Annotated in this window: 12 protein-coding genes and 1 tRNA gene; 4 read left to right on the plus strand and 9 right to left on the minus strand. The window is 54.2% G+C overall.

Annotated elements, in window-relative coordinates; translation table 11 throughout:
• Window positions 1-25: 25 nt before the first annotated feature.
• Entirely contained in the window at window positions 26-313 is a 288-nt protein-coding gene (locus SFX18_16105) for a hypothetical protein (GenBank protein MDX1964674.1), read from the minus strand.
• A gap of 184 nt (window positions 314-497) precedes the next feature.
• Window positions 498-1,928 carry a chromate efflux transporter gene (gene chrA, locus SFX18_16110; GenBank protein ID MDX1964675.1) on the minus strand — a complete coding sequence of 477 codons (1,431 nt, stop codon included), beginning with the start codon at window positions 1,926-1,928 and terminating at the stop codon, window positions 498-500.
• A gap of 314 nt (window positions 1,929-2,242) precedes the next feature.
• Here chrA and SFX18_16115 point away from each other — a divergent pair, with 314 nt between their 5' ends.
• Window positions 2,243-3,757: a hypothetical protein gene (locus tag SFX18_16115; protein ID MDX1964676.1), complete on the plus strand. Its 1,515-nt coding sequence runs from the start codon at window positions 2,243-2,245 to the stop codon at window positions 3,755-3,757.
• Between the two features lie 654 nt (window positions 3,758-4,411).
• Here SFX18_16115 and SFX18_16120 read toward each other — a convergent pair.
• The 4 genes from SFX18_16120 to SFX18_16135 all read right to left on the minus strand — a co-directional run bounded on the left by SFX18_16120 (window position 4,412) and on the right by SFX18_16135 (window position 6,048).
• The gene (locus SFX18_16120) at window positions 4,412-4,630 is read right to left on the minus strand and encodes a hypothetical protein (protein MDX1964677.1); all 219 of its coding nucleotides are present in this window, start codon (window positions 4,628-4,630) and stop codon (window positions 4,412-4,414) included.
• 50 nt (window positions 4,631-4,680) lie between these two features.
• On the minus strand, window positions 4,681-5,019 hold the full coding sequence (locus SFX18_16125; protein MDX1964678.1) for a hypothetical protein: 339 nt from the start codon (window positions 5,017-5,019) through the stop codon (window positions 4,681-4,683).
• Between the two features lie 90 nt (window positions 5,020-5,109).
• Complete coding sequence (locus tag SFX18_16130; GenBank protein ID MDX1964679.1) at window positions 5,110-5,559, minus strand: hypothetical protein; 450 nt, start codon at window positions 5,557-5,559, stop codon at window positions 5,110-5,112.
• A gap of 402 nt (window positions 5,560-5,961) precedes the next feature.
• Window positions 5,962-6,048, minus strand: a tRNA-Ser gene (locus SFX18_16135).
• Window positions 6,049-6,495: 447 nt separating this feature from the next.
• Here SFX18_16135 and SFX18_16140 point away from each other — a divergent pair.
• Window positions 6,496-7,464 (plus strand): hypothetical protein, encoded by a 969-nt coding sequence (locus SFX18_16140; GenBank protein ID MDX1964680.1) that lies wholly within the window; start codon window positions 6,496-6,498, stop codon window positions 7,462-7,464.
• Between the two features lie 61 nt (window positions 7,465-7,525).
• Here the strand turns inward: SFX18_16140 and SFX18_16145 are convergent, their stop codons facing one another.
• On the minus strand, window positions 7,526-8,128 hold the full coding sequence (locus SFX18_16145) for a hypothetical protein (GenBank protein MDX1964681.1): 603 nt from the start codon (window positions 8,126-8,128) through the stop codon (window positions 7,526-7,528).
• A 162-nt stretch (window positions 8,129-8,290) separates the two neighbouring features.
• Complete coding sequence (locus SFX18_16150) at window positions 8,291-9,760, minus strand: DUF839 domain-containing protein (GenBank protein MDX1964682.1); 1,470 nt, start codon at window positions 9,758-9,760, stop codon at window positions 8,291-8,293.
• Window positions 9,761-10,715: 955 nt separating this feature from the next.
• Here SFX18_16150 and SFX18_16155 point away from each other — a divergent pair.
• Together SFX18_16155 and SFX18_16160 are read left to right on the plus strand one after the other, a co-directional pair.
• Entirely contained in the window at window positions 10,716-12,029 is a 1,314-nt protein-coding gene (locus SFX18_16155) for a Gfo/Idh/MocA family oxidoreductase (GenBank protein ID MDX1964683.1), read from the plus strand.
• A gap of 82 nt (window positions 12,030-12,111) precedes the next feature.
• Window positions 12,112-12,843, plus strand: coding sequence for a protein-tyrosine-phosphatase (locus tag SFX18_16160; GenBank protein MDX1964684.1), 732 nt, complete (start codon window positions 12,112-12,114; stop codon window positions 12,841-12,843).
• 455 nt (window positions 12,844-13,298) lie between these two features.
• Here SFX18_16160 and SFX18_16165 read toward each other — a convergent pair whose 3' ends face one another.
• Window positions 13,299-15,341 carry a sigma 54-interacting transcriptional regulator gene (locus SFX18_16165; GenBank protein ID MDX1964685.1) on the minus strand — a complete coding sequence of 681 codons (2,043 nt, stop codon included), beginning with the start codon at window positions 15,339-15,341 and terminating at the stop codon, window positions 13,299-13,301.
• Between the last annotated feature and the right edge of the window lie 46 nt (window positions 15,342-15,387).

The following is a 15,387-nucleotide window of genomic DNA, read 5'->3' on the forward strand; positions in this document are numbered from 1 at the left end:
AGCGGCGCGCTGGCGCCCTCCCCGCTCACTTTAACTCGATGCGAAAAATCCAAACCGTGGCCACGTTAACAGACGTTGACCTAGCCCCACTCCCCATAAACCACAACCCGACTTTGTTCTGTTTACGCTGAACCAGTACACCCCCATACTGCAGAGATTCAGCAAGAAACCATTTTTTAGCGGCTTCCAGCTTTTCCTGTCGCAATTTTAGTAACGCGGTTTTGGGATCATTGGCATGATTCTCTTTCAGAAAAACAAAGCAACCTGTTGATAGTGTCACCACTGCAAATGCCCAGAACATCCACTTGGCCATGATCAACTCCATCTCATGTAAATGCAGGGACGATAATAACGACAATCAGCAAATTAGAACATACGATCAGTATACTAGGCCAACACCTTATGTAAAACGACTGATTAACAGGTAAAGTCCCATCGATCGGGCATAACCTATTGTAACAAATTCTGTATCACAAACACTCTAATACCGCCCACCCTCACCCCCAGATGAGCCAGCCCGCCCAGCCCAGTGCTCCGCAACCCAGGATCACGGCGATCAGGCCGACCCGGCCCGATTGCAATGCCAAAAACGCTCCCACCGTTAACAATGCCTCTCCCCAGGCGAATTCTCCTTCTGGCAACAACGTCCCTTGGCCAAACTTAACCGCCAGATTCAGTATCACGCCCACGACGGCCGCGGTGATGGCGGTCAGGGCCGCATTGAGCCGGGGTTTTTGGTCGAGTTGCTCTAAATGCGGCGCGCCCAAAAATATCATGATAAAACTGGGTAAAAACGTCACCCAAGTGGTGATCAGCCCGCAGATTGTCCCCATCGCCAACGGACTTAATTCCCCCGGTTGCCGCCAGCCGCCGACAAACCCCACAAACTGCAAGACCATGATCAGGGGGCCGGGGGTGGTTTCCGCCAGGGCCAAGCCGGCCAGCATTTGGTCCGGTGTCAGCCACCCATAATTATCCACCGCCTGCTGGGCGACATAGGGCAGGACGGCATACGCCCCGCCAAACGTCACCAGCGCCGCCTGACTAAAGAACAATCCTTGCTGTGCGGGCAAACTACTCCAGCCAAAAATTCCCGCCAACGCAAAAACTGGACCCCACCATAACGTCAGCCCGACAGCCAAGATCAAAAATGTACGTTGCCAAGAAGCGGGAGGGGCGGGTGGTAATACAAGTGTCTGTGCTTGTTTTGCGCCGTGACCCGGGCCATGTCCTCCCCCCGCTGGAAATTGTCTAGGGAGCCATAAATTTCCCGCATAACCCAAAAGCGCCGCACCGAGGATAATCCATAAAAAAGAGACATTGCCAAAGTGGATCAGCACAAACGATAGAACCGCGATGAGCAAGAGCGCCGCGCTTTTCAGCGATTTGCGGCCAATGCGTAGAATCGCCTGCGCTACGACCGCTAGCGCGGCGGCGGCGAGTGCCTGAAAGATGGCGGCCAACCAGGGCAAGTTCCCTCCCGCCATGAATAGCCAACTCAAGCCCCATAGGACCAGCATTGACGGCAGCACAAACAGTGCACCAGCGGCAATCCCTCCCTTGGCTCCGTGCAATCTCCAGCCCAGGTAGGTCGCCAGTTGTTGCGCCTCGGGACCGGGTAATAACATGCAGTAGTTCAGCCCCTGCATAAATTGCCGCTCGCTAAACCAGCGATTATCGTCAACCAGCAGTTTGTGCATAGTCGCGATTTGCCCCGCTGGCCCGCCAAAGCTAATCAGACCCAGCTTGAACCATAGCCGCACGGCCTGCGAAAACGGAGGATGGGAGATGGGGGAGGCTGACGAGTCCTGCTTCGAATGAAGTGGCGCACCCCCGGCGGAAGGCTCCTCGGCAAGCTGGATAGCGGCAACCCTGTCGCGCTGTTGGGGTGTTTGGGCGGGGGTGGGAAGATCGGGGGAAGGTGTCATCAATGTGGGATCAAAGCGTGCTAATCAGGCCGTCAGAAAGGAAGCGTTGCGGCGGGTGGTCGTGCGAAAGTAACCGGGAAAAAGGCCAAAAATCTTTTCGCAAACTGTCAATTTGCCCCGATTGTAGGGACTTTTCCTCGCCAGGGATAGTTACCCGTTCACGTTATCCGTCACGGGAGCGTCCCCTGGATCGTGACTTTTTACGGGCGATCAATTAGACTGAGCCAAGAGCCAGACCAGGCGTTTGCCAGCCTTGTCTTGGGGGTAACGGTATCGGTTTTTCTTTCATTTTCTTTTGCATACGCACCAATATTATGATCCGCGCATTGTGGCAGCTTTTGTTGAGTGTCGCGTTCGTTCTTGGCACCTTGGCCCCAACGATAGGGTACGCGCAGGGAACGCCCGCAGTGGCCGACCTGTTAAAATTTGTGCCCGAAACAGCCAACGCGGTCATGGTGATTCGCGTACAGGACCTGGTGAATAGCCCTCGCGGGCAGGCGGAAAAATGGCGCACCGCTGATAATCACGACTTGCTAGACGGCGCGCTGCGGATCCCTCCCTGGGTGAATTTGCTGGTCCGGGCGTCGCATATTTCCAGCCAAAGCCTGCAAGGCAACTGGACCGTCAGCCTGACTCCCCGGCCTGAAAATCTCACCCTCGAGACGATGATCAAAATGGCCGACGCCAACGTGGAAAAAATTGGCGATCAAACGGTTGCCCGCAATCGCCGCGGTTATGCGGCGGAGGTCCGCCCCGGCGTGATCGGCATGATGTCCCCCCCGTTGCGGCAGGATTTTGCCCGTTGGGTACGGGGAGAATTTATTGGCGACCGGCATCCGCTGTCTCCTTATTTGCAAATTACCGCTGCCAATACGACGGCACCGATTGTGCTGGCGTATGACCTGCAGGACTTTTTTGATCCCCTGCACCTGCAGCAGTTTTTAGCCGCTAGCCCCACGCTGGCCAAAACCCCCGAGAAGCAGGCCCCCCTCTTGCGACTCTTGACTCAATTGCAAGGAGCGCGCATGGCGATCCAAGTTGACGACCAAATCACGGCTGATTTTCAGCTTAACTTTTTTACCGAGCTTCCCCCCGATGCCGCCATCCTGCGCGAGTTGTTGATCGAAGCCGCCGGCGACGCCGGATTGGGCCTGCCGGAACTGGAACAAGCGGAAGTCACAGTCAGCGACAAAACCGTGAGTTTGCGAATGGGGTTGTCGGATTCGTCCCTGCGGTTGTTGTTGACGCTGATTACCGCCCCCCTGCCCGAACAGCAGTCGGCGACCATGGCCAATAACACCACCGGCACCCAGCGGACGGTGGACGTGGCCGCCACGCAGGCCTACTACACCGAGATGCGGCGGTTGATCCGGGATTTGCGCAGTTTGAACCGCCGCAACGCCGGATACGACCGCACCGCGACCTGGCATGATAACTACGCCCGACGGATTCGCGAGATGTCGACCATTGGCGTCGATACGCGGCTGTTGCAGTTTGGGGCCAACACGGCGGATCGCTTTACCGCCTTGGCCAATTCACTGCGCGGCGTGCCGGTCGATTTGCAGGCCCTAGAGGATAAGATTCGCGTCAATCTGAATGTCACCACCTGGGAACCAGGGGGCGTCTGGACCGCCTGGGGCTACCACCCCGCCCCGTGGGAAGTGAACAGCAATGTCTTGGATGTCCGCGCCGCCCAGCGGCAAGCGGTGGAACAAGGGGCCCGCGACCGCGAGGCGATCTGGCAAGCGATTGAAAAGGAACGGGTGGAGGTCCGCGACTTTCTTAACAGCAAGTACAGCCGCGACTTTGACAATCCCCCGCGCCGGTAGGGGGCAGGCCCTAAACCGGTCACAAATTGTGACCGGTTCGCAAAAGCATCGCGATCCTCGCTACCCCTCACGTGAAGAATTCAATCGGGTTGCCCGTCTTTGCACTTGCATCGCATAAGACAAGCCCATTCTTCAACGTCTCGTGAATATCTCCGTCGAGGAATGGATACCCCCATGCCAATTCTCTCTCGAACGCTTTCTTCACGTGCCACCCCATATGCTCCTCGTCGGAGAGGTAATTTTGCAGCTGTTCGATCTCTAGCCGCCAAAAGGAGGCTTCGTCCGGGGAAAGCGCCAGATATCCATCTTTGTACTATCTCCTAATTGAGATTCTCATGAATAACTCGAAATACCCAGCCCGCTCCTGGTATGTGGCCTTAAGCGCCAAGCCGATCTCTAGCAGGTCCCCGGGCCAAAATTGGACAAGCAGGCCTTCACGGTGGCCGCACTTAAACATATCTCGAAAGTTCTCTTCCCACTCTTTCCTTTTTCTTACACTACGAAAGTGGTAACGGTATGAATCATCCCCGTGGTATTGACACCCAGGAAGAGGCTCCCTGTCAGGGGAGTCGCATTTCACTTTACACCACGAACCCATCGTCTCTCACTTATGCGGTAGCTGCCTTATGACTGCGTTACCCGTGTTGCCGCCTACTAACTTTCCGGGTGTAAAACCGCACACGGCAATTCCGGTTCATCGCCTTGTTCGGCGAATGCGGGTTGACTTTGCTTGGCAGAGAAGGAAACAATTCGAGCGCCGCTTAATTCTTGCTCGCGACGCAACTCATTGCACATGGCGTGCAAATCATAGTTGAAGCGACGGGCGGCTTCATCCCGGGTATTACGAATCTCTTGAATGATGGTGTCAGACATTCTGTTCTCCTTGTTCCAGCATTTCATGGCGTCCCGTTGACGAAAAAATGTTAGCACGCGCGCTCTAAAGTTCGAATTACAAGTAAAGCAGGCCAAAGGCTCATATGCCCACAACCACCGATATGTGGGTCAGGCAAAAGCAAGGTACCTTTTGCGACAACCAATTTGCCGTGCATTGCCTCGTACGCCGATGGATTGAACCGCAGATTACCTTGGCCAACTTCAAGCCAGATAGAAGAGTCGTAGTCCGTTCTTAGCTGGGATGCGGGGCTGTGATAAATGGCGACATCTTCAAACTCGAAGTGGAGAAGCCCCGTGATGCTGACGTAGAGTCCAGCCAGCTTTTGTTTTTGATCCAGTGCTTCGTTGACGCTAAGCGTTATTCTCATGAATGCTAACAACCCAAGCTCAGCGACCCGGCCCACGAGACGCCACGATTGCTACCGCGACGCGATTGCCGGGTTCCCTGCAGCGCATGGTTAGGCGGCGACGAATTTGGAACGTAACTCATAAGGACACCTCTCTGTGACGTGAACAACCTCCCAAGGTTGCCCCTTGCCTTCGCCGGAAACCCCGCGAATTGCAATGAACAAGTCGAACGCTGTTGCGGCGCTCTGCGCGACAACACCAAGCACGGCTGTGTCGGGACATGACGCCGACACCGTCGAATGTGTCCAACGCGGGTCATGGTGAATTTCGAAATCCAATCCGAGCCTCTGCGCTTCGTCACGGGAAAATGTGGAATCAGTGAGGTCTGTGCCACTGAACACCATGCTGACAGCATCCTCAACACTGCCGCTGAACTTACGAGGCGGGTCGCTCTTGCCGAGATGCGAAATGGAAACGCCACGCTCCTGCAACGAGCGAAAGAAACTGCAAACCCGCGCTGCTGTCGGCTTGGCGATGTAAGCATAGAGGACGTGTGACATAGCCGCCGGTCATTAGATTATACAGTCTTTTCGCTGGGATATTCGTAATATCCAGGACAGCTACACAGCGATTTTCCCGTATAGTACAGTCTTGATATAGGCCTGTCAAACAGTGCATCATCCTTTAGCAAAACCGGTTAAGTTCATTAGTCCCCTAGCAGCCAGCCTGTAATATCCAGCAATATACCATCCTCCACTCAACCCACCTGATAATGCAAACGACGATTGTCGGTATTGAACCGTCAACACCCCAGCTAAAGCCAAAACTCCTCAATCAGCTCCGCGATTCGCGGCGGATCAGGCATTATGCAGCCCCTGGCACTGAGAGGCACGGGAACTGCAAGTAGACATAGATATTGCCCAAAAACGCAAAAAACCCTGGGTAGCCAGGGTTTTTTTCAGCGGAGAGGACAGGATTCGAACCTGCGGTCCAGTTTCCCGGACACGGCTTTAGCAAAGCCGCGCTATCGACCACTCAGCCACCTCTCCGGATTGGGATTTGCCGCTCTTTTCGCAGTTTCGGCAAATCCACCTCCAGTATACCTCAATTTTTCCGCGCTGGGAATTGCTTTTTACCCCCGCGTCAGCCAGAGATTAGAGCAAGCAGGTTGCCCCGTTGGCACTGCCCCGTGCGGGGGACAAAAAAACCCCCTGCTTTTTAAGGCGATTTTTTTAGTCAACAAACCTCCAGGCAATCTGGGCTAGCTTAGAAAATCTCCCCTGGGTGGGACACGGCAAGCCCCGTCAGGTTCGGCAAAATATCCGCGTCAAGTCGCCAGAATATTGGTATATTGGCACTATCCGTTTTGTAAATTAATAGCCCCTGGAATTTTTATGAGCAAATACCCCCTTTGGACGTTGTCTTTACGGTATGTGTTATTGTGCACAATTTTCAGAAAAGTTTGGGGAAACTTGCTGTGCCTGGCCCCTCGATACATGGCCCCTCTCTGCATCGCCACCCTTTGCCTGGCAACTTTGTGCCGGACCGGTGTGGTTGTAGCCGAAGAGGCGGCCACCCCGGCGGCAAAAACGGCCCCTCCCGCGGACCAATCCGCTGCCGCTGAAGAACCCGCGGCCCCCGCGGCCAACCAGCCCCGTCCCCGGTGGAAGCTCACGACCGGTCTGGCCGCCCCCGAAAGCGCCTATTTTGACGCGGGGACCCAGGCGATCTATGTGAGTAATATCGACGGCTCGCCGGGAGAAAAAGATGGCAAGGGCTATATCGCTAAATTAGGCTTGGACGGCAAAATGATCGCCGAGCGCTGGGTGGAGGGAATGAACGCCCCCAAGGGAATCCGCACCCACGCGGGCAAATTGTATGTCACGGATTTGGACCGCGTGCAGGTGATTGACCTAAAAACCGCCAGGATCACCGGCACCATTATTATAAAAAATGCCAAATTTCTCAACGATGTGGCGATTGATGATGCCGGGACGGTGTATGTCTCGGACCTGTTGGATAACACCATCTACCGAATTGCCGGCGACACACCCGCGGTCTGGGTCAGTGGCAAGGAAGTCCCCCATCCCAATGGCCTGTTGGTGCATGATTCCGAATTGATCGTGGCCAGTTGGGGGGAGGGCCTGGATTCGGCGAACTTTACCACCAAGCAGCCGGGCCAGTTGCTCAGTTTTGACTTAAAAAGTAAAGCCCGGCAGATTTTAACGCCGGATGGCCTGGGAAATTTGGACGGATTAGAGAACGACGGCAGCGGCGGCTATTATGCCAGCGACTATCTGGGGGGCAATGTTTTCCACGTCGGGGCTGATGGAACGGCCCGGGTGATTTTGTCTGGTTTGCCCTCCCCCGCGGATTTGGGCATGGTCGAAGGGGCACAATTACTGCTGGTCCCCCTGATGTCGGAAAACGCCCTGGCGGCTTATGAATTACCTGACTTGCAATGATGGCGGGGCTAACTCCGTCTAACGGTGGATAGATGATGGCAAACCAATGCATGCACCGCCCCTACGCTTGGCCCCGTAGTAAGCTTAGGCTCAATCTGCCAATCATACCGATAACGCATAAAGCTACCCATACCCCGAATGCTGGCTCGGGGATTTGTTGTACCTCAAAAGTAAATTGGTAAAACGTGGGTTGGGATTCTAATTGTTGGGCCCAAAAAGTGTAATCCCCAGGTCCTAGTGGTACGCTAAACCCCTGAGAGCCAAAGGATGTACTCATATCCAACATCAAATTGGATGAAATCGTATCAAAACCAAAATGGGTATAACCCGCTAAATCGGCTGGGAGTGCCGCGTTTGGCAACACCGTGAATGTTGGACCGAATTGCATGCCCAGAAACGCCCGCGCATTGTTACTTTGATAAATGTCATGGTTGATGACGCTAAGTAGAGAATTTGCAGGTACGACCACTCGAAAATACTCTAAATCACCACTAGCTGAAGTGGCGGAAATTCGATTTTGACCAACATCCAACTCGAAAAGAGTCGGCACCATAAGATTTCCAGAGAGATCACCATCAGTGCTCTCTTGATAATTATCAGCCAGCAGCTGCAAATTAAAGGCAAAGAACAGTGACAGGACCAACGTATACCGAATTGTTGACATGATGGGTTATTCAAAAATAGGAAAAATATGGATAAAAGAACTCACAGCAATTTTAGCTGTGAAGAAAAGATCGAAAGAAACGGGACAGGTTGATGCGATGAACAACCTGTCCCTCTCAATCAAATTACAATTTCTCAAAAGTACGTGTCGTACTTTGCATAGTTACTTGACCAACCGGCGACGCAACCCGAGCAACCCGAGTCCGGCTGCTCCAATTGCCGCTAGGATAAAAGTGCTTGGTTCTGGGACGGCGATCTCGATCGTCCGGTCAACCCCGCTTGTGGGATGTTGAATGTTCACCCAAGCCCGATCCGGGTTGAACGGATCAAAGTACAGGCCGGTAAATTCCGAACCAGGTGTGCCGTTCGATGCCCAACGGCCAATCCCTTCGCCAGCGTCGAGCAGATCGCCGTCCTTGTTAAGATCATTAGCAAACCAAATATCATTATCGACGCCGCCATTGCGGTCTTCGATAATGTAGATGTTCCCCAAGCTGTCGATCGCCAGATTGTCTGGACTGGCCAAACCGCTATTACCACCCCCCACCGCCAAATTGGTCGCCAAATCGTTGGTAGATGTGTTGGCAAATACCGAAATCATAGCATCGGTAATATTGATGGCGTAGATTTCATTGGTTGTAGTGGTGGTCATGTAGATGATTTCATCACCATCGGCCCGCACCTGAATCTGTAGGTCTTCAGGACGTTGATAATCGGTCCCCTTAAATGGGGCCAAATTGGTAGTATTACGGGCATCAACTGACATGACACCGTTTAGATCTGTGATCGTCAGAGCGCCAGCCAAGGCCGCGCCCGTGGCATCCGTAAAGGGGACCCAACTAAATGAACCGGTGGCATTGGGGGTATTCCCATCACCCACGCGCAAGACGGAAGTTGTGCCGGCTAAAAAATAGTCGGCCGTGCCGGCGAGGACATCGGCATAGTTGGCGGCGGTGGTATAACGATAAACGTTCCCCCCGTTCAACTCGTCGATAAAGTACATATTGCCAGCGGCATCAAACTGAATCCCTTCGTGCGATGTGCGGGGAATTACGTTTTTATGCGTAAAATCGGCCCCGGCATTGCTGGCGGGGGTCACGGGATTAAGAATTCCCGGTGCCGAGATCGGATTTTTAAATTCAAACAATCGGCCATAGGGGCTGTTGGAACCGTTCGCGGCCGTGCTCCACGATTCTTCCGCGGTAATGTATGTGCCCCAGGGAGTCCAGTAAGAGGCGTCAAACGCCACGTGACTATCCAACGCTGGCGCGACACCGGGACTTTGCCAAATTGTTTCCGTAACGCCGGTCAATAGGTCCTGACGCTGTACGCCGGAACTGCTGGTTTCAAAGACAGTCAATAGATACCGGCCGGCATCGCGACCAGTTTCGTTGAGCGTGATCATGTCCCAAGCGCCGGAATTCGGCTTATTGGCGGCAATCTGAGTGGCGCGATCCGCAATGGAAACCTGGGTAAAGCCAGGATTGCCAAACGTGATCGGCGTGGCTTCGTTAGCCGTGGGGCCAGCGGAAGTCGGAAGTGGTGTGAAATTGCTGAATTGCGCAAAAACAGGCGTGGCAAAGAATGCCGCAGCGGCAAATACAACACAAGTACGAAGCGAAAGCGTCTTCATTAGCTACTCCCCGGAGAAAAGAGAAAGACAAAACACGGGGGGAGTATATCAACAGTTTGCTTTTCTTTGATGAGACAACAACCAGAAATATGTCAGATTATTGTTAGCGCGGCGGGATTCAAAGAGAGTCAATACATCAAATTGATTTCATGGTTCCTTTAGTGCGGCTACGATACTTATCAAGACGGTAGTTCAAATGGTTTTGCAAAACCGCTTGAACGCTCTAATTAAACCGCAAGGTGTTAATCAAGAACTTCAAGTCATTAAAATTTTTGCTCAGTGGAATAGTCTTGTGGAGCAGATCCTGTTGTGGAGGAGACGATTGCGTATTGCGTGTCACGGGCAGATCAGGTCGTGTGAATTTTCGAATTAACAGTTAGACGATAAATGGATCGAGAGTGAAAGCACCTAACAAAGTTAGGTTCAAAGACCACAGTTCAACACGGACAAGCGGCCAATAACTTTCTAATGACGATCATTCCAAACTAAGCGAAGCCAGCTTGCATTCGCTTGTGAATTGTGGGAGTGACCAATTTAGGCAAACGGGGATGAGTTTGCTGGGGGAGGTTGAATTTTTAAAATGAACGGAGTTCGGCTGCAAACGTCATCTGGATAAAATTATTTTAGGCTGTTTTTGCAGGCTCTATGAATCCCAATAATTACGATACCAACATATCCGCAGCTTTTTTGAAGTGGTGAATTGTGGGTGGTGATTATTGGCCGCAAATGCTTGGTGCGTATGCATTTGCGTCATTTTACACGGCTATTTCCACTGTATTTATAGACTTCGCTGGCCGAGACCTTTAGGAAGTCTTCTAGGTATTTAATGAAGCACTGCCAGAATTGATTGCGAGCCATCTCCAAAACGTCTATGATTTCAATTGTCCGTAGGGGGATCTGCTTGTGCGTGCCCACCTTTTTTATCACTCCGTTTCCGCTGTGAGGAGCGTCTGTTATGGTCCGAGGTACGAATCGTCGTCAATTTATCCAAACCACGAGCGCGGCTGTCGTGGGTGTGGGGTTTTTTAGCAGCCTTAGCCCCGCGGTCAGCCGGGCGGCGAATGAAGAAATTCGCTTTGGTTGCGTGGGAATCGGGGGCAAGGGAGAATCCGACTCTGGCGATGCCAAGCGTTTTGGCAAGGTCGTGGCCATTTGCGACATTGATGAAGGCCGCCTGGGAACCGCCGGCGACACCAAATTTGAAGGTGCCAAGCGGTACGTTGATTTTCGCAAAATGCTGGACGAAGTGGGTAAGGATTTGGACGCCGTGACGGTCAGCACGCCCGATCATACCCACGCCGTGGCCGCGGCGATGGCCATGCGCATGGGCAAGCACTGCTTTTGCCAAAAGCCGCTGACGCATGACATTCATGAAGCGCGCGTCTTGGCGGAAATTGCCCGCGACAAGAAAGTGGCCACCCAAATGGGGAACCAAGGGACCGCCAACGATAAACTGCGCGAGGCGGTGGCGATCGTGCAAAGCGGCGCCTTGGGCGATATCAAGGAAGTGCATGTTTGGACCAATCGGCCGATTTGGCCCCAAGGTGGAAAACGCCCCCCCGCCAAGGAACCACCCAAGGGGATCAATTGGGATCTGTTTCTTGGTCCCGCGCCGGAACGTCCCTTTGGCGACGGCTATCATCCGTTTGCCTGGCGCGGCTGGTGGGACTTTGGCACGGGCGCCCTGGGAGATATGGCGTGCCACACGTTTAACATGCCTTATTGGGCGGTAAATCTGGTTGATCCGACAACCATTGTAGCCACCACCAGCGGCCACAACCGCGACAGCTATCCAAAGTGGTCGGTCATCGACTTTGAATTTCCCAAGACCGACAAGCGGGGCGCGGTTAAGGTGGTCTGGTACGACGGCGGCAAGCTGCCACCAAAAGAAGTCTATGACGGACCGGATAAGAGCGGTTGTGTCATCGTGGGTTCCAAGGCCAAGTTGCACGGGACCGGCGACTACTGCGAAAATATTGTCCTGCACGGCATTGACATGCCCAAAGTCGAATTTGAAAAGTCCCCCGGCCATTACGATGAATGGATCAACGCGATCAAGGGGGGCCAACCGGCCAAATCAAACTTCCCCGACTACGCGGGCAAGCTGACCGAGACAATTTTGCTAGGAAATCTGGCCGTTTGGGCGGCCAACGAACCTGGCGGCCCCGGCAAGAAGATCGAATGGGACGCCAAGAACCTGAAGGCGGTCAACGCCCCGGAAGTGCAACACATTGTCAAGCGCGAATATCGCTCGGGCTTTACGCTCTAAATTGTTGGCGCGCATATTACCAAGCTCGACCGGCGAAGGGAAATTCCCTTCGCCGGTTTTGTTTCCAAAGGAGGGATTGTTCATGTCAGGTCAATTTATAGTTAAATTCTTGTTTGCCGCCGCCCTGGGATTGATTGTCGTTACGGTGTTTTCCGCCGAGCCGCCGCGCTTGCATCCCCCATTGGCCGAATATGTCACGGAACGCTTGACCGAGTTTGATGAAATTGACGCTGAGCGTAAAAAGCAGTTAACGGCATTAGCCGAGCATATTAGTCAGCGCCGCCGCGCGAAGGAAGCAATTAAACTGACATTTATTTGCACACACAATTCGCGTCGTAGTCACCTGGCCCAAATGTGGGCAAGTGTTGCCGCCGCGCGGTTTAACATCGAGGGTGTGGAAACATTTTCTGGCGGAACGGCGGCGACCGCGCTCAATCCCCGCACGGTGCGCGCTTTTGAGCGGGCGGGCTTTAAGGTGGAGCGGGAAAAATCTCCGGCGAATGCAAAGAACCCGCATTATCAAATTGAATTTGCAACCGGCATCAAGCCGAGCGTGTGCTTTTCCAAAGTTTACAATATGGCCCCTAATCCCACCGAGGGATTTTGCGCGGTGATGACCTGTTCCCAAGCGGACGAAAGCTGCCCCCAAGTCGCCGGGTCGGTCGCGCGCTTGGCGATTCCCTACGAGGATCCCAAGGTCTCCGATGACACAGCCGAAGAAATCGCCACCTACGACGAACGTTGCGCGCAGATCGCGCGGGAGATGCTATTCGTCTTTCAAGAGGCGGAGCGGATGATCAAAGCAGAGAAGTGATACGTTTTTAAGTTAAACATAGCGTGGCTAGCAATTTGTGAAGTCACCCCGCATTCATGGGTTATATCCGGCTGACGCAACCGCGTTGCGGTAGAATCCCTCACCCCGGCCCTCTCCCAGAGGGAGAGGGAGTATTCCCTAGGTAGCCGCTGCAGGGCAATCCAGGGCTGAGTTTCTTAACCGCGATGCGGTAGATTCCCTCACCCCGACCCTCTCCCAGAGAGAGAGGGAGTACCGCAACGCGCCCTTTTCAATGATAATACTGGGTAACATAGCCCACGGGTTGGAGCGCAGCGAACAACCCTGGGAAAAAGGACAAAACCAAGGAACTCTTACTCCAACGGAGTTGCGGAATCTCTTGGTAAACTGGGTTAAAACCGCGCTCTAATTACTTGCGATTAGCATGAGAAGATTCCAAATCTCAAATTTGAAAAGGGGTCACCCGTCTTCCCCCCTTACATCAAACCCTTTTTGGGAATTTGACCTTCCAGTTCATAACGGCGAATTTTGCGGTCCAATGTCGAGCGCTCGATCCCCAGGATCGTCGCGCTCTGGCTTTTGTTCCAGTTAGTCGCCCGCAATGTCGCCAAAATGTGCCGCCGTTCCATGTCATCCAGCGACATGAATTCAAAATCGGCTGGTTGGCCGGGAATGGTGGGCTCGTTGGTATCCCCCGCGGTGGAGAGTTTTGTCAGGGCCAAATCTTCTAGCTCAATTTGCTCGCCGCGGGCCAGGACCACCGCCCGTTCAATCACATTTTTTAGCTCGCGGATATTTCCCGGCCAGCGATACTGCATCAGCGCGTCTAGCGCCTCCGGAGAAAAGCCGCCAATCTTGCGCCCGGTTTCCAGATTGTAGCGCTGCAAAAAATAGTGGGTCAGTTCCGGCAAATCCTCGATCCGTTTGCGTAGCGGAGGGACGGTGATTTCCAGCACCCGTAGGCGAAAATACAAATCGCGGCGAAATTCCGCCTCGGCCACCGCCTTTTCCAGATCCCGGTTGGTTGCCGCGATCACCCGCACATCCACCTTGATCTGTTCACTGCCGCCAACTCGTTCAAAGGGGTGCCCCTCGAGTACGCGTAAAAACTTGGCTTGGATATTGAGGCTCATTTCGCCAATTTCGTCCAGCATGAGCGTGCCGCCGTGGGACGCCTCAAACTTGCCGATCTTTCGTTCAGTCGCGCCGGTAAAGGCCCCCCGCTCGTGCCCAAATAATTCGCTTTCCAAGAGACTCTCGGCCAGTGCCGCGCAATTCAAGCAAACAAAAGGGCCTTTCTTGCGCGGACTGCAAAAATGCACCGCCCGCGCGACCAGTTCCTTCCCCACGCCGCTTTCCCCCCGGATGAGGACCGTGGCCTTATTCGGGGCGGCCCGATTGATCTCGCGGCTCACTTGCTGCATGCTGACGCTGCTGCCGATAATTTCGCACTGGGCTCCCAGTTGTTCCCGCAGTTGGAGGTTTTCATCGCGAATTTGATTCAGGTTTTCGGCCAGTTCCTGCCGCTGGCTCAGGTTTTCTAGCGCAACGCCCACGGTCTCGGCCACGGCCAGGGTAAATTCCAGGTCGTCCGGGTCGGGGGCCCGCTGGGGGCTGGTGCTGGCCAGGTGAATCAGCCCCATGATCCTTTCGCCGCGGCGAATCGGGGCACAAATGACGCTCAGGGCTAAAATTTCTCCCTGGCTGTCGCGGGTTCCCAGGTGGCTATCCCCCATGACATTTCTAGCCAAGACCGCTTCCCCCTCGCGCATGACGGTCGCGGCCAAAAAGTTGGAAATCCGCTGGTAGGCGTGCACGCCATCGCTGCGCGAAGCGACAATTTCCAGTTCCTTGCCTGTCGGTTCGCCAACAAAATCGCGCGGTATCAGCAAGACCGCTCCTTGATCGACCTGCGTGGAATCAAACAACCCATCCAGCGTCATCTTGGCCAGTGTTTTGGCATTCGGCGATTTTGCCAGGCCAAAGGCCAACCGCGCCAGTTGCGCCGCCGCGCGGCCCAGCTTGGGCATGGTGCCCGAAGTATCCGGCAGGGCCTCTGGCTCGAGCAGTTTGGTCTGTCCGCGGCGATGGGTGATCGTCGTAGGTTCCCGGTCCAATAGCACCTGCCCCGACTCGCGCAAGCCGTCGGTTGTGTCGTCCAGGCGACCCGTCGCCATCATCCCCGTGCGAAACGCCGAACCCGAATCCGGAAACGCCTTGGAAATATCATGGACAAAAATCAAATGCGAATGGCCAATCCGCACATGCTCGCCCGGTTCCAAAATATGATCGCCGCGGACTGGTTCGCCATTCACCAGCGTCCCGTTGCGACTTTCCAGATCGCGGATCACCCACTTGCCGCCGCTATTAAATAGCTCGGCGTGATGTCGGCTACAGCGGTCATCCTTGAGGATCACCAAGTTTGTCGGTGCCCGGCCCACGGTTACGGTTTGCCCCGGCACCAGACGAAAAACGTCGGTCCAGTTGGAACCTTCTCGAATTACCAAATAGGCCAGCATGGGTGTAAAGGACTAGCGTGGCTCAATTATCCGCTGGGCAAGTAGA

The organism is Pirellulales bacterium (assembly GCA_033762255.1).
Classification (GTDB): Bacteria; Planctomycetota; Planctomycetia; order Pirellulales; family JALHPA01; genus JANRLT01.